The organism is Flavimobilis sp. BM9, assembly GCF_058313055.1.
In genome coordinates this window covers 342,997-357,673 of sequence record NZ_JBZEMO010000004.1, presented here as the reverse complement: position 1 = coordinate 357,673, position 14,677 = coordinate 342,997, and the positions used below count along the sequence as shown (strand labels likewise).

Here is a 14,677-nt window from a genome sequence, read left to right as displayed (position 1 = left end):
CCATGACGAGGCCTCACAGGCGCACGCGCGTCGGCGCGGCCCTCGCCGCGCTCTCCTTGCTCGCCGTCGTGTGGGGCGCCAACGTGGCACCGACGGACAACGCGCACATCGACCTCTACATGGACGGCCTCGTCGTGACGCCCGCGGGGGTCGCGACGCTCGCCCCGGACGCGGCCCAGGCGTATCTCGGGGCCACGCGCGTCCCGGCGCCCGCGGGGTCGGCGACGCCCGCGGAGCGGGAGGCGCTCACCGACCTCGCGGCGCAGGAGTCGTCGTGGCTCGCGGCGGGCACCGTGCCGGGTGCGGGGACGCGGTTCGAGCCGATGGCGGCGGCGGCGCTGTCGGACCTGCGCGCGATGCTCGCCGACGACGGCGCGATGGTCGCGGCCGTGCACCCCCGGTGGGGCTACTCGTGGCCTCGCGACAACTCGTTCGCGGCGGTCGCCTTCGCCCGGACGGGGCACCTCGAGGAGGCCGTGCGCGTTCTCGCGCACCTCGAGCAGGTGCAGGGTGCGGACGGCTCGTTCGAGGCGCGGTACACGCTCGACGGCGCGGGCCCGCCTGACGACCGCGCGCCGCAGGCGGACGGGACGGGTTGGGCGCTGTGGGCGATCGGGCAGGTGCTCGACACGCTCGACGAGGACTCGGCGCGCTCGACCGCCGCGACCCTGCGTCCCCTCCTCGACCGGTCGACAGAGCGCACGCTCGAGCTCGTGGCGAACCGCTCGGCTCTGCCGCCCGCGTCCCCGGACTACTGGGAGGTGAAGGAGAAGCACCTCACGCTCGGCACGGCCGCGCCGCTGCTCGCGGGCCTCGAGGCGGCGTCGGACGCGTACGGCGTCCTGGGTGAGAGGGACCTCGTAGCGCGGACCGCCGAGGGCGCGGCGCGGCTGCGTGCGGCGATCGAGCGGGCGTTCGGCTCTCGCGGGTACCCGCGCCACGTCACGGGCGGGGCGCGGGACGCGGCGACGGCGTTCGTGCTGCCGCCGTTCGTCGACGAGCCGCTCGACGGAGCGGTCGAGGCATGGCGGGCGTCAGTCGCGGAGATGCTGCGCCCGGCCGGCGGGCTCGCCCCGGGCGGGTCGTGGAAGACGGACGGCATCTCGTGGACGCCGCAGACGTCCCTCTACGCGCTGGCTGCCGCCGCCCAGGGGGACCGCACCGCCGCTGAGCACTGGCTCGACTGGATCGACGATCACCGCACGGCGTCCGGCGCGATCCCGGAGAAGGTGCTCGCCGACGGGTCGCCTGCCGCGGTCGCACCGCTCGCGTGGTCGGCGTCGAACGTCCTGCTCGCCCTCGCCGCGCTCGAGGACTAGCGCGACCGCACCGTCTAGCGCCGCTTGAGCGCGGCTCGGACGAGCTTCTCGGCGCGCTCCGACCCGCGGCCGGGGGTGCCTCCGACGACATGACCGACTGCGACGAGCTGCTCGTCGGTGTCGACGAGGACGTATCCGCCCTGGCGCATGATGGCGCCGTGCACGGTGTGCCGTGGCGCGCTGCCCTCCCACGCGTTCGGGGCGCGGCGCGGGTCGACCGGCGAGCCCTCGACGAGGGCGTTGCGCAGCAGCTCGAGCATGACGGTCGCGCTGGCCCACAGGCCGCTCGCCCCGCCGAACGGGCCGGACGCGGGGTTCCAGTCGCGTTGTGCCTTCCCACGGAGGGTGCGCGCCTGCGCGCGCGGCCGCGGGGCGTCGCCGCTCGCGACGAACACCTCGGCGGGGTCGACGCCGGCGGGGGCGACGACGAGCTCGCGCACCGTGTCGATCCACGGCCTGCCGGTCGCGACGGTCACGGCGCGCGCGAGGAGCGCGTAGCCGAGGTTGGAGTACTGGGGCGCGCCGTCGGCGAGCGACTCGTTGCGGAGGTCGCCCAGCCGGCCGAGGATCTCGGCGTCGAAGCGGGCGTCGTCGTACGGACCGTACGGGTCCTGCACCAGCTTCATCTGCTCGGGCAGGAGCCGCGGCAGGCCGGACGTGTGCTCGACGAGCTGACGGACGGTGATGGGCGGGACGGTGACGTCGGTAGGCGTCACTGCGGCGAGCATCGTCGACACTCGCGTGTCCCAGGTGAGCACGCCGCGGTCGACGAGCTCGCGCACCGCTCCGGCGAGGAAGAGCTTCGTGACCGATCCCCACACGACGGGGACGTCGGGGCCGTGCCAGCGGCCGTAGGTGGCTGAGGACCGGCCGGGCCCTTCGACGAGGACGGCGGCGCTGCTCAGGATGCTCACGCGCTCATGCTCGCACACGTCGTCGTCCCGGCTGCAGCGCCGGGACGACGACCTGCGGGGATGTCAGAGGGGGCGGACCTGCTCGGCCTGCGGGCCCTTGGTTCCCTGGCCGACCTCGAACTCGACTGCCTGTCCCTCGTCGAGCGTGCGGTAACCGTCGGTCTGGATGGCGGAGAAGTGGACGAAGAGGTCCTGTCCACCGGTCTCGGGCGTGATGAACCCGAAGCCCTTCTCAGCGTTGAACCACTTGACCGTGCCCTGGGCCATGGATGCTCCTTGCAGATGCTGCTGCCGAGCCGCGGCCCGGCACCTACGAACCGTGCGGTCGCACGGCATGTTCGCAGCCTAGGGGCTGGAAAAGCCCGTGGGAAGGAGGGTTCAGGATGCGAAGTCGCTGGCGAGGATGACCGACAGGGGCCCGACGAGAGAGCTGACCTCGTCGACGGTGGCGATCCCGAGCTTGTCGGCGATCTCCTTCGCCGCTGCAGCGTTCTCGGCGCCCTTGTACCAGACCTGCGACGAGCTGACGGCGGCGCCGCGGTAGTTGTCGCCCGAGACGTCCGTGTAGCCGAGCGCCTTGACGTCGGCGACCGCCCCGGCGGCGAGGCCCTGCGTGCGGGTCGCGTTGAGCACGCGCACCGTGATCGTGCGGTCAGGCTCCTGGGCAGGTTCGTCGTCGCCTGCCGCGTCATCGGTGGTCTCGTCGTCCGTGGTCGCGTCGTCCGTCGTCGTCTCGTCGGGAGTCGTCGGTTCCTCGGTGGTCGCCGGCTCCTCGGTCGTCGCGGGCTCCTCGGGAGTCGTCTCCTGCGCCGTGACGGTCGGCGCGGAGGCGGGCGTCGACGGGGACTGGCTCGTGAACCACACGTACAGACCTGTGGCGAGCGCCGCGAAGATCAGCACGACAGCGAGGAAGGGCCAGACGCGGCTCCAGCGCGAGACGGGCGCTCGGTGGATGCCTGCGGACTGGCCGCCAGCCGGCGCCTCGTCGAACTCGTCGGCAGGGTACGGGTAGTCGGTCACGGTGGACAGGTTACCGCCGTCGGCGGAAGATCAGGCCTCCATGCCCAGCCGACGCGCGGTGCGCGCCCTCTGGCGGCTCGCGCGCATACGGCGCAGGCGCTTGACGAGCATCGGGTCGGCGGCGAGCGCCTCGGGGGTGTCGATGATCGCGTTGAGCACCTGGTAGTAGCGCGTCGCGGACATGTCGAACAGCTCCTTGACGGCCTGCTCCTTGGCGCCCGCGTACTTCCACCACTGCCGCTCGAAGGCGAGGATCTTGTGGTCGCGGTCCGACATGCCGGACGCTGGCGGCGCCGCCGCCTCGTGCGTCTCGTGCTCGTCGTTCATCACGCGCCCCTCCCTGGTCTCCGGCATGCGTACGTCCAATCGTAGGCGCGAATGACACGCGTGTCATTCATGCTGGTCCGGACTTCGCCCGCTCCCCTCGCCCCCTCCCCGGTGGGCGCCGTAGCATCACGAACCGTGGCACACCTCACCGCGGCACACCTGCTCGACGACGTCGACCCCGGCTGGGCCCGCGCGCTCGCACCGGCGACGGACGCGCTCGACCGCGTCGCCGCGTTCCTCGTCGCCGAGGAACGCGCGGGCCACCAGGTCCTGCCCCCGCGCGCCGACATCATGCGGGCGTTCCGCCGTCCGTTCCGCGACGTGCGCGTCCTCGTCGTCGGGCAGGACCCCTACCCCACCCCGGGCCACGCGCACGGCCTCGCGTTCTCCGTCGACCGCCCCGTGCGCCCCCTGCCACGATCGCTCCGCAACGTCCTCACGGAGCTGCACGACGACGTCGGGCTGCCGCCCCCGCCCGACGGCGACCTGTCAGCCTGGGCGGACCAGGGCGTCCTCCTGCTCAACCGCGTGCTCACGGTGCGCGCCGGCGAGGCCGGCTCGCACCGCGGCCACGGCTGGGAAGAGGTCACCGAGGTCGCGGTCGACGCGCTCGCCGCGCGGCCCGCCCCGCTCGTCGGCGTGCTGTGGGGCGCCGACGCCGCACGCCTCGCCCCGCGCCTCGCACCGCACCCCGTCCTCACGAGCGCGCACCCGAGCCCCCTCTCCGCACGCCGCGGATTCTTCGGGTCGCACCCCTTCAGCGCCGTCGACGCACACCTGCGGGCTGCAGGCAGCGCACCGGTCGACTGGACCCTCGCCCACGAGCAGAGAGAGACTCTCCTGTGACCGCTGCAGACTCCGCCCGGCCCGTCCCCGCCCACGAGAGCGCCCCGACCCCGCGCTGGCGGCGCTACGTCGCCGTCGGCGACTCCTTCACCGAAGGCCTGTGGGACCCGACCCCCGGCGACGAGGACCGCTGCCGCGGCTGGGCCGACCGGCTCGCGGAGATCCTCGACGCCCGCCGCGGCGGCGACCTCGAGTACGCGAACCTCGCCGTGCGCGGCCGCCTCCTGCGGCCGATCCTCACCGAGCAGGTCCCAGCCGCGCTGCGGTCCGAGCCTGACCTCGTCTCGGTGATCGGCGGTGGCAACGACGTGCTGCGGCCCGGGTCCGACGTCGACCTCCTCGCCGACCGCCTCGAGTCGACGGTCGCGCGCATCCGGGAGACCGGCGCCGACGTCCTGATCTCGACAGGCGTCGACACCGCCGAGTCTCCCGTCATCAAGCTGACCCGGTCCAAGACCGCGATCTTCAACTCGCACATCTGGTCGATCGCCCGCCGGCACGACGCGTACGTCCTCGACCTGTGGGGCATGCGGTTCCTCAAGGACTGGCGGATGTGGTCGGAGGATCGCATCCACCTGACCCCCGAGGGCCACCGGCGCATGGCGCAGGGCGCGCTCGAGGCGCTCGGTCTCGTCCCTGACGACCCCGAGTGGGACACGCCGCTCCCGCCGCCCGACGCCGAGGCGTGGGCGGACCGCGTGCGCCAGAACGCGCAGTGGGTCCGCGAGCACGCGTACCCGTGGGTCCAGCGGCGGGTGCGCCACCAGTCGTCGGGAGACTCCCGGGTCGCGAAGCAGCCCGTGCCCGGTGCCGTGCGCCGCTCCCAGGACTAGCGGCAGCGCCCGGACTATGCGAGCGGCTCCCGGGCGTCGTCGGCCCGCGTGACCTCGGGCGCCTCCGCGGCCGGCTCGCTCGGGCTCGTCGGCGTCGGGACGGCGTCGCGCCGCGCTGGGTCGAGGAAGCCCCGCACGGTCCAACCCTCGAGGACATCGATCGCCTCGACCGCCGTGAGGCGGTCGTGCCCTTCGAGGTCGAGCGGGACGACGCCACGCAGATGGACGTGCAGCCTCTCGGTGCGCGTCAGGTCGGCTCCCGGCCGGTGCAGGTCGTCAGTCAGGACGACCGTCCCCCCCACGAGCTCGAGGCGCTCGCGGAGGCGGGCGAGCACGGATCCTTGACCGAGGCGCGCCTTGTCGACCGTGTCGCCGCTGTTGGACAGGTGCACGAGCACCGCCCCGTCGACGACGTCGAGCTCGAGGTGGAACTGGGTGGCGTGCCCGTGCCGCAGCGCGTTGGTGACGCCTTCCTCGACGATGCGCACGATGAGCAGCCGGTCCGACTCGCTGATCATCGAGTTGCCGGGCTCGTCGATCTCGCGCAGCGCCTCCCCGACCTCGAGGTGCGTCGCGATACCCGTCGGTAGGCGGCGCAAGAGCATGCGGACGGCGGCGACCACGCCGATCTCGAGCCCCTCGGGGTAGAGCATGCGGCTCATGACGCGCACGTCGTCCTCACGCGTGCGGTCGAGGTCGGCGCGCATCTCCGCGAGCTGTTCCGCGATCCCGGGCGGGGCGTCGTGCTCCGCCGCTGCTTCGATGAGCTGGTCGAGCCGCACCGCGAGGATGACGAGCCGCTGCTGGAGGCTCCCGTGGAGCCCCTCGGCGATCGACCGGCGGACCTTGATCTCTTCTTTCTCGAGCGCGCGCAGGGCGAGCTCGCGCTGCAGGTTCTCGTGGGCGCGTCGGCGCTCCTCGAGCCTGAGCTGGTGCTGCGAGACCATGTAGCGCAGCCCGAGCAGGGCGGACGTCGTGAAGAAGGCGACCCCCGCGACGAGCTCTGCCACATGGAGCTGCCCGCTGTGCTCGTCGACGACGCCCGTCGCGACGAACGCCCAGTTGCGCGCGAGCGCGGCGATCGCGGCCGCAGTCAGCACCCTGCCTGCGGAGCGCCACGACGCCCGGAACCGGACGACGCCGCTGAACCACAGCAGGAAGCAGAAGAACAGCGAGACGACGAGGTTGGCGAGCGCCCGCACGCCCGCTCCCACGAGCGTCCCCGGGTCTGAGAGCACCGCGACGGTGGCGACGTAGAACCCGCCGACGACGAAGAAGAGCGCGAGTATCGCGAACGTCGAGGCCGCGAGCGCCCACTTGTCCTGGCGTTCGTCAGACTGCCGGATCCAAGCCGCGAGTCCGCGCGTGCTGTCCATCCACCCAGTATTGCGCCGATCTTCGGCAATACTAGGAAGATGACGAGTGATGACGCACGGATTCGCGTGGCTGTGGTCGAGGACCACACCCTGTTCCGCAGCATGCTCGAGAAGATCTTGGGGGACGACGACGCCCTCGATCTGACGTGCTCGACAGCGACGGTCACCGAGGCTCGCGCCCGCATCACGCCGGGCTCGACGGACGTCGTCCTGCTCGACGTCGACCTCCCCGACGGCAACGGCATCGGTCTCGGCGTGATCCTGTGCCGCGCCGACCCGAACATCAAGGTCGTGCTGCTCAGCGCGCAGGACGCGATGGACCTCATGCTCGACCTGCCGCGGGACATCGCCGGCGGGTGGAGCTACCTGTCCAAGACGTCGACGAACGACTCGGCCGCCCTGCTGCGCGCGATCCACATCGCGGCTGCCGGAGGTTCCACGCTCGACCCTGCCCTGCTCAACCGGATGAAGCCCCGCGCGGGGTCACGGGTCGCCCAGCTGACCGACCGCCAGTACGGGGTGCTCCGCCTGCTCGCGGCTGGCTACTCGAACGGCGGCATCGCTCACGAGCTGGGCATCGCGGAGAAGTCGGTGCAGAACCACGTCAACGCGATCTACTCGACGCTCGGCATCGACGCCTCGCCCGAGCGGAACCCGCGCGTGAGCGCGGCGCTGCGGCTGATCGAGGAGACAGGCCCCGCCTGACGCTGCTGCACCGACGCGGTCCTGGCCCGGACGGGCGTCGACCTGCCTGCCAGCATCGTGCCGTCAGACGAGCTCGACGTGCTTGTCCGTGAGCTCGTCGCGGGCGAGCGCGGCGGTCTCGGGCGCGACAGCAGCCGTCAGGTTCGTCAGGACGCGGCTGCGGACACCCGCGTCGACCGCGTCGATCGCTGTCGCCCGCACGCAGTGGTCGAACGCGAGGCCCACCACGTCGACGTCGGTCACGCCTGCCTCACTGAGCACGTCGGCGAGAGACCGGCCGGTCGGCGTGGTGCCCTCGAAGCCGGAGTAGGCCGCCTCGTACATGCCCTTGCGGACGGCGACCGGCGCGGTCGGAAGCTCGGCGACGGCGGCGGCGAGAGCAGGGTGCAGCTCAGCCCCCGGGGTGCCTGCCTCGCAGTGCCGGGGCCACGTGTCGCGATAGTCGGGCTCGGTCGACCAGTGGGAGCCCGGGTCGACGTGCCAGTCCTGCGTCGTGACGACGAGGTCGTAGCTGCTCGTGCGGAGCAGCTCGGCGACATCGGCTGCGACCTGGTTGCCGCCTGCGACGGCGAGCGTGCCGCCCTCGCAGAAGTCGTTCTGGACGTCGACGACGATGAGTGCGGTCGTAGCCATCGTGTGCTCCTTCAGGGTGCGGCGGGAACGGTCGACGTCGTGCGAAGAAGACCCCTGCCAGCGTCGCCGCAGGTCAGGGGTCTTCTCGTGTCGGAGCCGCCTGTCGGGTTCGAACCGACGACCTTCGCTTTACAAGAGCGGTGCTCTACCAGCTGAGCTAAGGCGGCGCGGAGCCGAGACTACCAAACGGGCGGGCCCGCACGGAGGCGGTGATCGGCACCACCGCCTCCGTGCGGGACCGTCCTGCGTCAGCCCTCGGTCGAGCCGGAGGCCTCGTTGACGGCCTGGACGAGCGCACCCTCGACGGTCCAGTTGCCGTCCCAGCGCTTGCCCGCGATCGTGACGGTCGGCGTCGAGAAGCCCCGCTCGGACTGGAGCTCGGGACGCTCCGCGACGTCGGCCGTCTGCGCGTCGATCCAGTCGGCGTACTCGTCCTCCGCCTTGTCGCTGGCGATCGCGTCGGAGACCTCGGCAGGGACGCCCGCGGTCAGCGCGATCGCGCCGATCTCCTTGTTGGTCAGCGCCTTGGAGTTCTCCTCGGGCTGGTTGGCGAACATCGCCGTGTGGAACGCGAGGAACTGCTCCGGGGCGTTCGCGGCGACGTACACGGCAGCGGCACCGGCGCGCGTCGAGAACTCGGTGCCCTGCGAGTAGCGGTTGAGGATCGCGACGGGCTGCACGACGAGGGTGATGAGGCCTGCCTCGCGGAGCTGGTCCATCTGGCCGACCGTCGCGTCCTCGAACGCGCCGCACGCCGGGCACATGTAGTCGACGTACGTCGCCACCTCGACGGCGTCCGCGCCGCCGGTCGAGCCTGCGGCGCCGTCAGCACCGACGGTGATGCCGCCGTCGGCGTTGACGACCGAGGGACGCGTGACGTCGCCGAGCGTGGGCGCGGACTTGTTCTTCTCGTCGAGGTAGCCCTTGACGATCGGCACGGCGGCGATGCCGAGGCCGAGGACTGCGGCGACGAGCACGCCGATCGAGATGAGACGGAACCGCTTCTCGCGTCGGGCTGCGTCCTGGCGCATCTGCGCGGACAGCTGGCGCGCAGTCTGCTTGTTGGTGTTGCTGGAGCTCTTGGCCATGATCTTCCTCAGGTCTGGGGGCGCCGGGACGGCGCTGGGGTGGTCGGTCCGGGACGGCGAGGCCGTCAGGCGGGGACGAGCACCGGGGGGCCTCGGCGCACGGGGGCGAGCGCGAGACGCAACGTGTGGGCGATCTGCTCGTGGACCGTGCGCACGAAGGCGGGCCGCGCCTCGACGTCGGGCACGGTGGCGGGGCGCGGGAGGCGCGCCGTGGCGCGCCCGAGGAGGTACCCGACGGCGTGGAGGGCGGAGCGCACGGCGCCGAGCGCTCCCGCGCTGACGAGCGCGGCGAGGGCGTGGGCGAGGAGGGCGGGCAGCGCGACCGACACGACGACCGCGGCGGCGACGCCAGGCTCGCCGCCGACGGCGAGCGTCCCTTCAGGGCACTCGGCCGACGTCCGGACCATCGCGAGGTGGGTTCCCCACCAGCCGAGACCGAGCTGGTCGGAGAGGCAGCCGCTCGTCAGGGCGAGGCCCCGCTGCGAGAGGGCGACGCCGACGTTCGCGCACGTCTGCCCGACGACGACCAGCACGAAGACCGCAGCGGTCACGACGCGCACGGCGCGCGTCGCGGTCAAGAGCAGTCGCAGGTCCACGCGCCGAGGGTAGCCCACGGCACTGGGAGACGGCACTCCCCTGCGCCAGCGCGACCCGGCACGGACTGGCGGGCGGTCGGCGTCAGGACAGGTCGGGCGGTCCGCCGAACGGCCACCAGACGATCGGCTTGTCGACGACCGCCCACAGCACGAGGAGGGCGGTGAGCGCGATACCGACGAGCACCGCGAACACCGTCCCGCCGCGGCCGGGCGCGAGGTGCCCGAGCAGCGTGCGGGCGCCGTCGCGCGCAGGCCACGACATGGGTCCGAACCACAGGACGAGCAGGGTCACGAGCGCGGTGACCGCGAGCGCGACGACGAACACCCAGCTCGCGTTCTGCGTGCCGAGAGCCGCGACCACCTCTCCGTCCGGGCCGCGCAGCACACCGCCGGTGAGCACCGCGGCGGGCGCCTCACCGCGCGGCACGGGCACCCAGCGGTTGGTCTGCAGCAGCCACCAGAGCGTGCCGAGCACGGTCACGGTGACGCTCGCCGCGACGAGCAGCCCGGGGGTCATGGTCGTCAGCGCGCGCAGCAGGTACCAGGGGTAGGCGCCTGCGGCCCGGATCGCATCGCCGCGGCGCACACCGCGATCCTCGCGGCGCGTGTGCAGGGCGTCGGTCGTGACGGAGACCGACCGCAGGAGGAGCACGAGGACGCCGATTCCGATGAACGTCGCGACGGGAAACAGCCCGGCGAGCGCGCAGACCGGTGCGGCGAGCGCCAGGAGGGCGACGGGGCGGCGCCCGTGGTGCGGCCGCTCGTACCCGTCGTGCTCGGGCTCGGGCTCGGGCTCGACCGTGCCGCGCTCGTCGGAGCCGTGCTCGTCCGGGTCCGGCTCGACGCGACCGGCCGGGGGCGCGACCGCACCCGTGTCGTCGTGCTGCGGGAGGGCGAGCGTGCGCCCGGGGCCGTCTGCGGGGAGCGCGGTCGTCGGGACGCGGTCGCGGTCGACGATGTCCTGCCAGGGCGGCAGCGCGCTGACCGTGCCGGGCTCGGCCGCGTCCTCCTCGTCGTCGGCCGCGGGCTGCTCGAACACGCCGGTGGGGACGCGCAGGACCGCGGTCCGCTCGACGGGCACGTCGCCTGTCAGAGGGGCGCGGGAGACCCCTTCGCCGTACGGGCCGACACCTTCGCGCTCGACGAGGTCCGCGGGCAGGTCCGACGCCGCGTCGAGGGGGACGGTGACGACGACCGGGCGGGGGACGCCGGGGGAGGCGGTCGGGACGAGCTCGTGCTCCTCGCCGGTGCCGACGGCGTCACGCAACGCCTCGATGACCTCGTCGGGCGAGGTCCGCCGAGCGGGGTCCGGATCGAGCGCGCCGCGCAGCGCCTCCGCGGTGAGGGGCCCTGCTCCCGCGAGGTCCACCTCGCCGGCACGCACCCGGCCGAGGACGGCCTCGAGCGGGCGGACGCCGAACGGCGCACGGCCCGTGACGGCGAACGCGAGCGCCGCGGCCCAGCCCCACCAGTCCCCGGCGGGGGACGGTTCGGCGCCGTCGAGCAGCTCCGGCGCGAGGTAGCCCGGGGTGCCCATGACGAACCCGTGCGAGGTGAGCCGGGAGTCGGCGGTCGCCTGCGCGATGCCGAAGTCGATCAGCACGGGGCCGTGCTCGGCGAGCAGGATGTTGGACGGTTTGACGTCCCGGTGGACGAGTCCCGCCGCGTGGACCGACCGCAGTGCTCGCGCGAGCTTCTCGGCGAGCTCGAGCAGGTCCTCGGCATCGAAGGGGCCGCCGCCGAGGACCTCGTCCTCGAGGCTCGGGCCGTCGACGAGCTCCATGACGATGAACGCCTCGTGGCCGTCCGCCTCGGCGTCGAGGACGGTGACGAACGCGTCGTCGCGGACCTTGCGCATCGAGGCGACCTCGCGCAGGAGGCGGTCGCGGGAGTCGGGCGTGGCCGCGTAGGCGGGGTGGAGGACCTTGAGCGCGACCTGGGTGCCGCCGCCGTCCTCGGCGACGTAGACCGTCCCGGTCGCACCTGTGCCGAGCGGCCGCACGATCGTGTAGCCGCCTACGTCGTCGCCGGGAGTCCTCTCGCTGCGCTCCATAACGGCACGGTAGTCGAGTCCTCGGGCGCCCGCGGGGCGGCGCGCGCTGCGGCTCGCTGCGGGGTCGCGTCTCCTGCCGGGTGAACGGCGGGGAGCCGCAGGCAGAAGACCCGCCGGCGTCGAAGAGTGTGACGCTCCCCGCTTCCTCTTCCTCTCGCCGGGCGGGGGCGACAGGGCGCAGGTATGCTCGTGGAGCGCCAAAAGCGAGCAAAGTCAGGTCAACTTCACGCAAAGCAGATCGGCCGCGGAGCGCCGCCGCGCCACCCGCGGACCTGAGACAGGGAGAGAACTGATGCCGACCCGCCCGAGCCCGAGCGACAACGCCACCCCGCTGGGAGACTCCCCGAGCGGTCCGGCGGCCCCCGGGCACCCGCGCACCGCTCTGACGCCCCGCTCTGCCCCGTCCCCGTCGGACGTCGCTGAGCCCGGCGAGTACGACCTCGTCGTCGTCGCCAACCGTCTGCCCGTCGACTTCACCGCCGCCGAGGACGGCTCCGTCTCCTGGAAGCGGTCCCCCGGCGGCCTCGTGACCGCGCTCGCGCCGGTCATGGAGGGCGCCGACGGCGCCTGGGTCGGCTGGTCCGGCACGGCCGACGTCGAGCACGACCCGTTCGACGCGAGCGGGATCCGCTGCGTCCCGGTCACGCTGACCTCCGAGGACGTCGAGAGCTACTACGAGGGCTTCTCGAACGACACGCTGTGGCCGCTCTACCACGACGTCATCGAGACGCCGTCCTACCACCGGCAGTGGTGGGACGCCTACCGCCGCGTCAATCACCGTTTCGCGCGCGCGGCCGCGGCCGCAGCCGCCCCGGGGGCGATGGTGTGGGTGCACGACTACCAGCTCCAGCTCGTCCCGGCGATGCTCCGGACGCTGCGCCCAGACCTGCGCATCGGCTTCTTCGACCACATCCCGTTCCCGTCGCTCGAGATCTTCAGCCAGCTCCCGTGGCGCACGCAGATCATCGAAGGCCTCCTCGGCGCGGACGTGATCGGTTTCCAGCGCGCCGGCGACGCCGCGAACTTCCTGCGCGTCGCGCGCAGGCTCACCGGGCACAACGTCCGCGGTCGGGTCGTTACGGTCCCGGCCAAGGCCCCGCGCAGCTCGTCTGGCCCCCTCCCGGGCCCGGCCTACCGCCTCGCCCACGTCCAGGCCTTCCCCATCTCGATCGACTCCGCCCGGTTCGACGCGCTCGCCCGCACGCCCGAGGTCCAGGAGCGCGCCCGCGAGATCCGGTCCGAGCTCGGCAACCCCAAGGTGGTCATGCTCGGCGTCGACCGGCTCGACTACACGAAGGGCATCCGTCACCGCATCAAGGCGTACGGGGAGCTCATCGCGGACGGGCGCCTCGACGTCAAGGACGCGACCCTCGTGCAGGTCGCGAGCCCGAGCCGGGAGAACGTCGACGCGTACCAGCAGCTCCGCGAAGACGTCGAAGGCCTCGTCGGCCGCATCAACGGCGACTACGGCGAGATCGGGCACAGCGCCATCAACTACATGCACCACTCCTACCCCGCAGAGGAGATGGCGGCGCTGTACCTGGCTGCTGACGTCCTCCTCGTGACCTCGCTGCGCGACGGCATGAACCTCGTCGCGAAGGAGTACGTCGCCGCACGCTCGGACGACCGCGGCGTGCTCGTCCTCTCGGAGTTCACGGGTGCCGCCGACGAGCTCGGCAAGGGGGCGCTCCTGTGCAACCCGCACGACATCGACGGGCTCAAGGAGATCCTGGTCCGCGCGGCGCAGATGGACCCGCGCGAGATGCGTCGCCGCATGCGCAGGTTGCGGCGCGTCGTCATGGAGAAGGACGTCGCCGCGTGGGCGAGCAGCTTCCTCGACACGCTCAGGGCGGTCCCCGAGCCGGGTTCCCCCGCTGCTGCGCGCGAGCTCGCAGCAGAGTCGCTCGGCGCGCCCGACCCGGAGGCGACGACCGAGGAAGCGCTGGAGCACGCCGGTGCCTGACCCAGCACGCCAGCTCCCTGACGGTCTCGAGCGCGATCTCTTCCGACTCGCGGCCGACGCTCGCGGCCTGTCCGGGGTCGCGAGCGGCCCCGTGCTCGTCGCGACCGACTTCGACGGCGTCGTCGCGCGGCTCGTGGACCAGCCCGACGCGTCCCGCCCGACCTCCGGGGCTGCGGCCGCGCTCGCGCGCCTCGCGGCGTGCGCTCCTGAGGTGGCACGCCTCGCCCTCGTGAGCGGACGCCGCCTCGAGGACCTGGCGCGAGTGTCCCGCGTCCCCGCGGGAACGCTGCTCGTGGGCAGCCACGGAGCCGAGCGGGGACACATGACCGCCGAGGGCCTCGAGCACTCACCGGTCACCCTGGACACGGAGAAGGCAGAGCGGCTGGCACGTCTCACGGCCGCGTTCGAGGCGATCGCGCAGGGCGCAGAGGGGGCGTGGGTCGAGCACAAGCCGACCGCGGCGGTCCTCCACGTCCGCCTCGCCTCGCCCGACGACGCGGCACGTGCCTCTCTGGACGCCGTCGCGGCGTCCGCGTCGCTCGGCCTGTCGGCCATGCGCGGCAAGGACGTCGTGGAGACGGGGGTCGTCGCGACGTCGAAGGGACAGGCGCTCGACACGCTGCGCGCCGAGACCGGCGCCCGGGCCGTCTTCTACATGGGCGACGACGTGACGGACGAGCGCGCGTTCGCCGTCCTTCACGACGGAGACGTGTCGGTCAGGGTGGGGCCGGGCGAGACCGTCGCCCGGCACCGCGTCGCCGGACCGGACGAGGCCGCGCACGTGCTCGCCCTCCTCGCCGACCTGCTGACCGGACCGGTGCACACCCTCTGACCGTGCGTCTGTGACCTGGGTCTCTCCGAGGCGCCCGTCTGATGTGGCAGGATGACCCGTAGCGCCTGCCACCGTCGGCAGACGTCGTGTCAGCGAGGACATCAACTGGACCCGCAGCTCCATGACACTCTTCACTCGGATCGTCCGGCACGTACCTGCCGGTGAAGGGATT

Annotated in this window: 15 protein-coding genes and 1 tRNA gene; 6 read left to right on the top strand and 10 right to left on the bottom strand. The window is 73.0% G+C overall.

Annotated features, from left to right (window positions below; genetic code table 11):
* Window positions 1-2: 2 nt before the first annotated feature.
* Window positions 3-1,319, top strand: coding sequence for a glycoside hydrolase family 15 protein (locus AC4F3Q_RS09510; protein WP_491039748.1), 1,317 nt, complete (start codon window positions 3-5; stop codon window positions 1,317-1,319).
* A 14-nt stretch (window positions 1,320-1,333) separates the two neighbouring features.
* Here the strand turns inward: AC4F3Q_RS09510 and AC4F3Q_RS09505 are convergent, their stop codons facing one another.
* From AC4F3Q_RS09505 to napA, 4 genes are all read right to left on the bottom strand, one after another.
* The gene (locus tag AC4F3Q_RS09505) at window positions 1,334-2,233 is read right to left on the bottom strand and encodes a serine hydrolase domain-containing protein (RefSeq protein WP_491039747.1); all 900 of its coding nucleotides are present in this window, start codon (window positions 2,231-2,233) and stop codon (window positions 1,334-1,336) included.
* Window positions 2,234-2,296: 63 nt separating this feature from the next.
* Entirely contained in the window at window positions 2,297-2,500 is a 204-nt protein-coding gene (locus AC4F3Q_RS09500; RefSeq protein ID WP_098458421.1) for a cold-shock protein, read from the bottom strand.
* Between the two features lie 111 nt (window positions 2,501-2,611).
* The gene (locus tag AC4F3Q_RS09495) at window positions 2,612-3,253 is read right to left on the bottom strand and encodes a LytR C-terminal domain-containing protein (RefSeq protein ID WP_491039746.1); all 642 of its coding nucleotides are present in this window, start codon (window positions 3,251-3,253) and stop codon (window positions 2,612-2,614) included.
* Between the two features lie 30 nt (window positions 3,254-3,283).
* A complete protein-coding gene (gene napA / locus AC4F3Q_RS09490; RefSeq protein WP_491039745.1) occupies window positions 3,284-3,580 on the bottom strand; it encodes a nucleoid-associated protein NapA in 297 nt (98 codons plus the stop codon).
* Between the two features lie 135 nt (window positions 3,581-3,715).
* On the opposite strand from napA, the gene AC4F3Q_RS09485 reads away from it, so the two are divergent.
* A complete protein-coding gene (locus AC4F3Q_RS09485) occupies window positions 3,716-4,426 on the top strand; it encodes a uracil-DNA glycosylase (protein ID WP_491039744.1) in 711 nt (236 codons plus the stop codon).
* Window positions 4,423-5,259, top strand: a complete 837-nt coding sequence (locus tag AC4F3Q_RS09480; protein WP_491039743.1) for an SGNH/GDSL hydrolase family protein — start codon at window positions 4,423-4,425, stop codon at window positions 5,257-5,259. The genes AC4F3Q_RS09485 and AC4F3Q_RS09480 overlap by 4 nt, the downstream gene beginning before the upstream one ends.
* Window positions 5,260-5,273: 14 nt before the next feature.
* Here AC4F3Q_RS09480 and AC4F3Q_RS09475 read toward each other — a convergent pair whose 3' ends face one another.
* Window positions 5,274-6,635, bottom strand: a complete 1,362-nt coding sequence (locus tag AC4F3Q_RS09475; RefSeq protein ID WP_491039742.1) for a sensor histidine kinase — start codon at window positions 6,633-6,635, stop codon at window positions 5,274-5,276.
* Between the two features lie 39 nt (window positions 6,636-6,674).
* Between AC4F3Q_RS09475 and AC4F3Q_RS09470 the strand changes: the two genes are divergently transcribed.
* The gene (locus AC4F3Q_RS09470) at window positions 6,675-7,340 is read left to right on the top strand and encodes a response regulator (RefSeq protein ID WP_491039741.1); all 666 of its coding nucleotides are present in this window, start codon (window positions 6,675-6,677) and stop codon (window positions 7,338-7,340) included.
* A 63-nt stretch (window positions 7,341-7,403) separates the two neighbouring features.
* On the opposite strand, the gene AC4F3Q_RS09465 is transcribed toward AC4F3Q_RS09470, so the two are convergent.
* The 5 genes from AC4F3Q_RS09465 to AC4F3Q_RS09445 all read right to left on the bottom strand — a co-directional run bounded on the left by AC4F3Q_RS09465 (window position 7,404) and on the right by AC4F3Q_RS09445 (window position 11,710).
* Window positions 7,404-7,973 carry an isochorismatase family protein gene (locus AC4F3Q_RS09465; protein WP_491039740.1) on the bottom strand — a complete coding sequence of 190 codons (570 nt, stop codon included), beginning with the start codon at window positions 7,971-7,973 and terminating at the stop codon, window positions 7,404-7,406.
* Window positions 7,974-8,067: 94 nt separating this feature from the next.
* Window positions 8,068-8,140 (bottom strand) — tRNA-Thr (locus AC4F3Q_RS09460).
* Window positions 8,141-8,221: 81 nt separating this feature from the next.
* Window positions 8,222-9,061 carry a DsbA family protein gene (locus AC4F3Q_RS09455; RefSeq protein WP_491039739.1) on the bottom strand — a complete coding sequence of 280 codons (840 nt, stop codon included), beginning with the start codon at window positions 9,059-9,061 and terminating at the stop codon, window positions 8,222-8,224.
* A 65-nt stretch (window positions 9,062-9,126) separates the two neighbouring features.
* Window positions 9,127-9,657, bottom strand: coding sequence for a hypothetical protein (locus AC4F3Q_RS09450; protein WP_491039738.1), 531 nt, complete (start codon window positions 9,655-9,657; stop codon window positions 9,127-9,129).
* An 82-nt stretch (window positions 9,658-9,739) separates the two neighbouring features.
* Window positions 9,740-11,710: a serine/threonine-protein kinase gene (locus tag AC4F3Q_RS09445; RefSeq protein WP_491039737.1), complete on the bottom strand. Its 1,971-nt coding sequence runs from the start codon at window positions 11,708-11,710 to the stop codon at window positions 9,740-9,742.
* Between the two features lie 292 nt (window positions 11,711-12,002).
* Here AC4F3Q_RS09445 and AC4F3Q_RS09440 point away from each other — a divergent pair, with 292 nt between their 5' ends.
* Window positions 12,003-13,673, top strand: a complete 1,671-nt coding sequence (locus AC4F3Q_RS09440) for an alpha,alpha-trehalose-phosphate synthase (UDP-forming) (protein WP_491039736.1) — start codon at window positions 12,003-12,005, stop codon at window positions 13,671-13,673.
* Window positions 13,666-14,505, top strand: coding sequence for a trehalose-phosphatase (gene otsB, locus AC4F3Q_RS09435; protein ID WP_491039735.1), 840 nt, complete (start codon window positions 13,666-13,668; stop codon window positions 14,503-14,505). The genes AC4F3Q_RS09440 and otsB overlap by 8 nt, the downstream gene beginning before the upstream one ends.
* The last annotated feature ends 172 nt before the right edge of the window (window positions 14,506-14,677 follow it).

Coding starts and splice junctions, on each gene's coding strand:
- AC4F3Q_RS09510 (WP_491039748.1), top strand. CDS start 3: ATGACGAGGCCTCACAGGCGCACGCGCGTCGGCGCGGCCCTCGCCGCG.
- AC4F3Q_RS09500 (WP_098458421.1), bottom strand. CDS start 2,500: ATGGCCCAGGGCACGGTCAAGTGGTTCAACGCTGAGAAGGGCTTCGGG.
- AC4F3Q_RS09465 (WP_491039740.1), bottom strand. CDS start 7,973: ATGGCTACGACCGCACTCATCGTCGTCGACGTCCAGAACGACTTCTGC.
- AC4F3Q_RS09445 (WP_491039737.1), bottom strand. CDS start 11,710: ATGGAGCGCAGCGAGAGGACTCCCGGCGACGACGTAGGCGGCTACACG.
- AC4F3Q_RS09440 (WP_491039736.1), top strand. CDS start 12,003: ATGCCGACCCGCCCGAGCCCGAGCGACAACGCCACCCCGCTGGGAGAC.
- napA (WP_491039745.1), bottom strand. CDS start 3,580: ATGAACGACGAGCACGAGACGCACGAGGCGGCGGCGCCGCCAGCGTCC.
- AC4F3Q_RS09455 (WP_491039739.1), bottom strand. CDS start 9,061: ATGGCCAAGAGCTCCAGCAACACCAACAAGCAGACTGCGCGCCAGCTG.
- AC4F3Q_RS09470 (WP_491039741.1), top strand. CDS start 6,675: ATGACGAGTGATGACGCACGGATTCGCGTGGCTGTGGTCGAGGACCAC.
- AC4F3Q_RS09475 (WP_491039742.1), bottom strand. CDS start 6,635: ATGGACAGCACGCGCGGACTCGCGGCTTGGATCCGGCAGTCTGACGAA.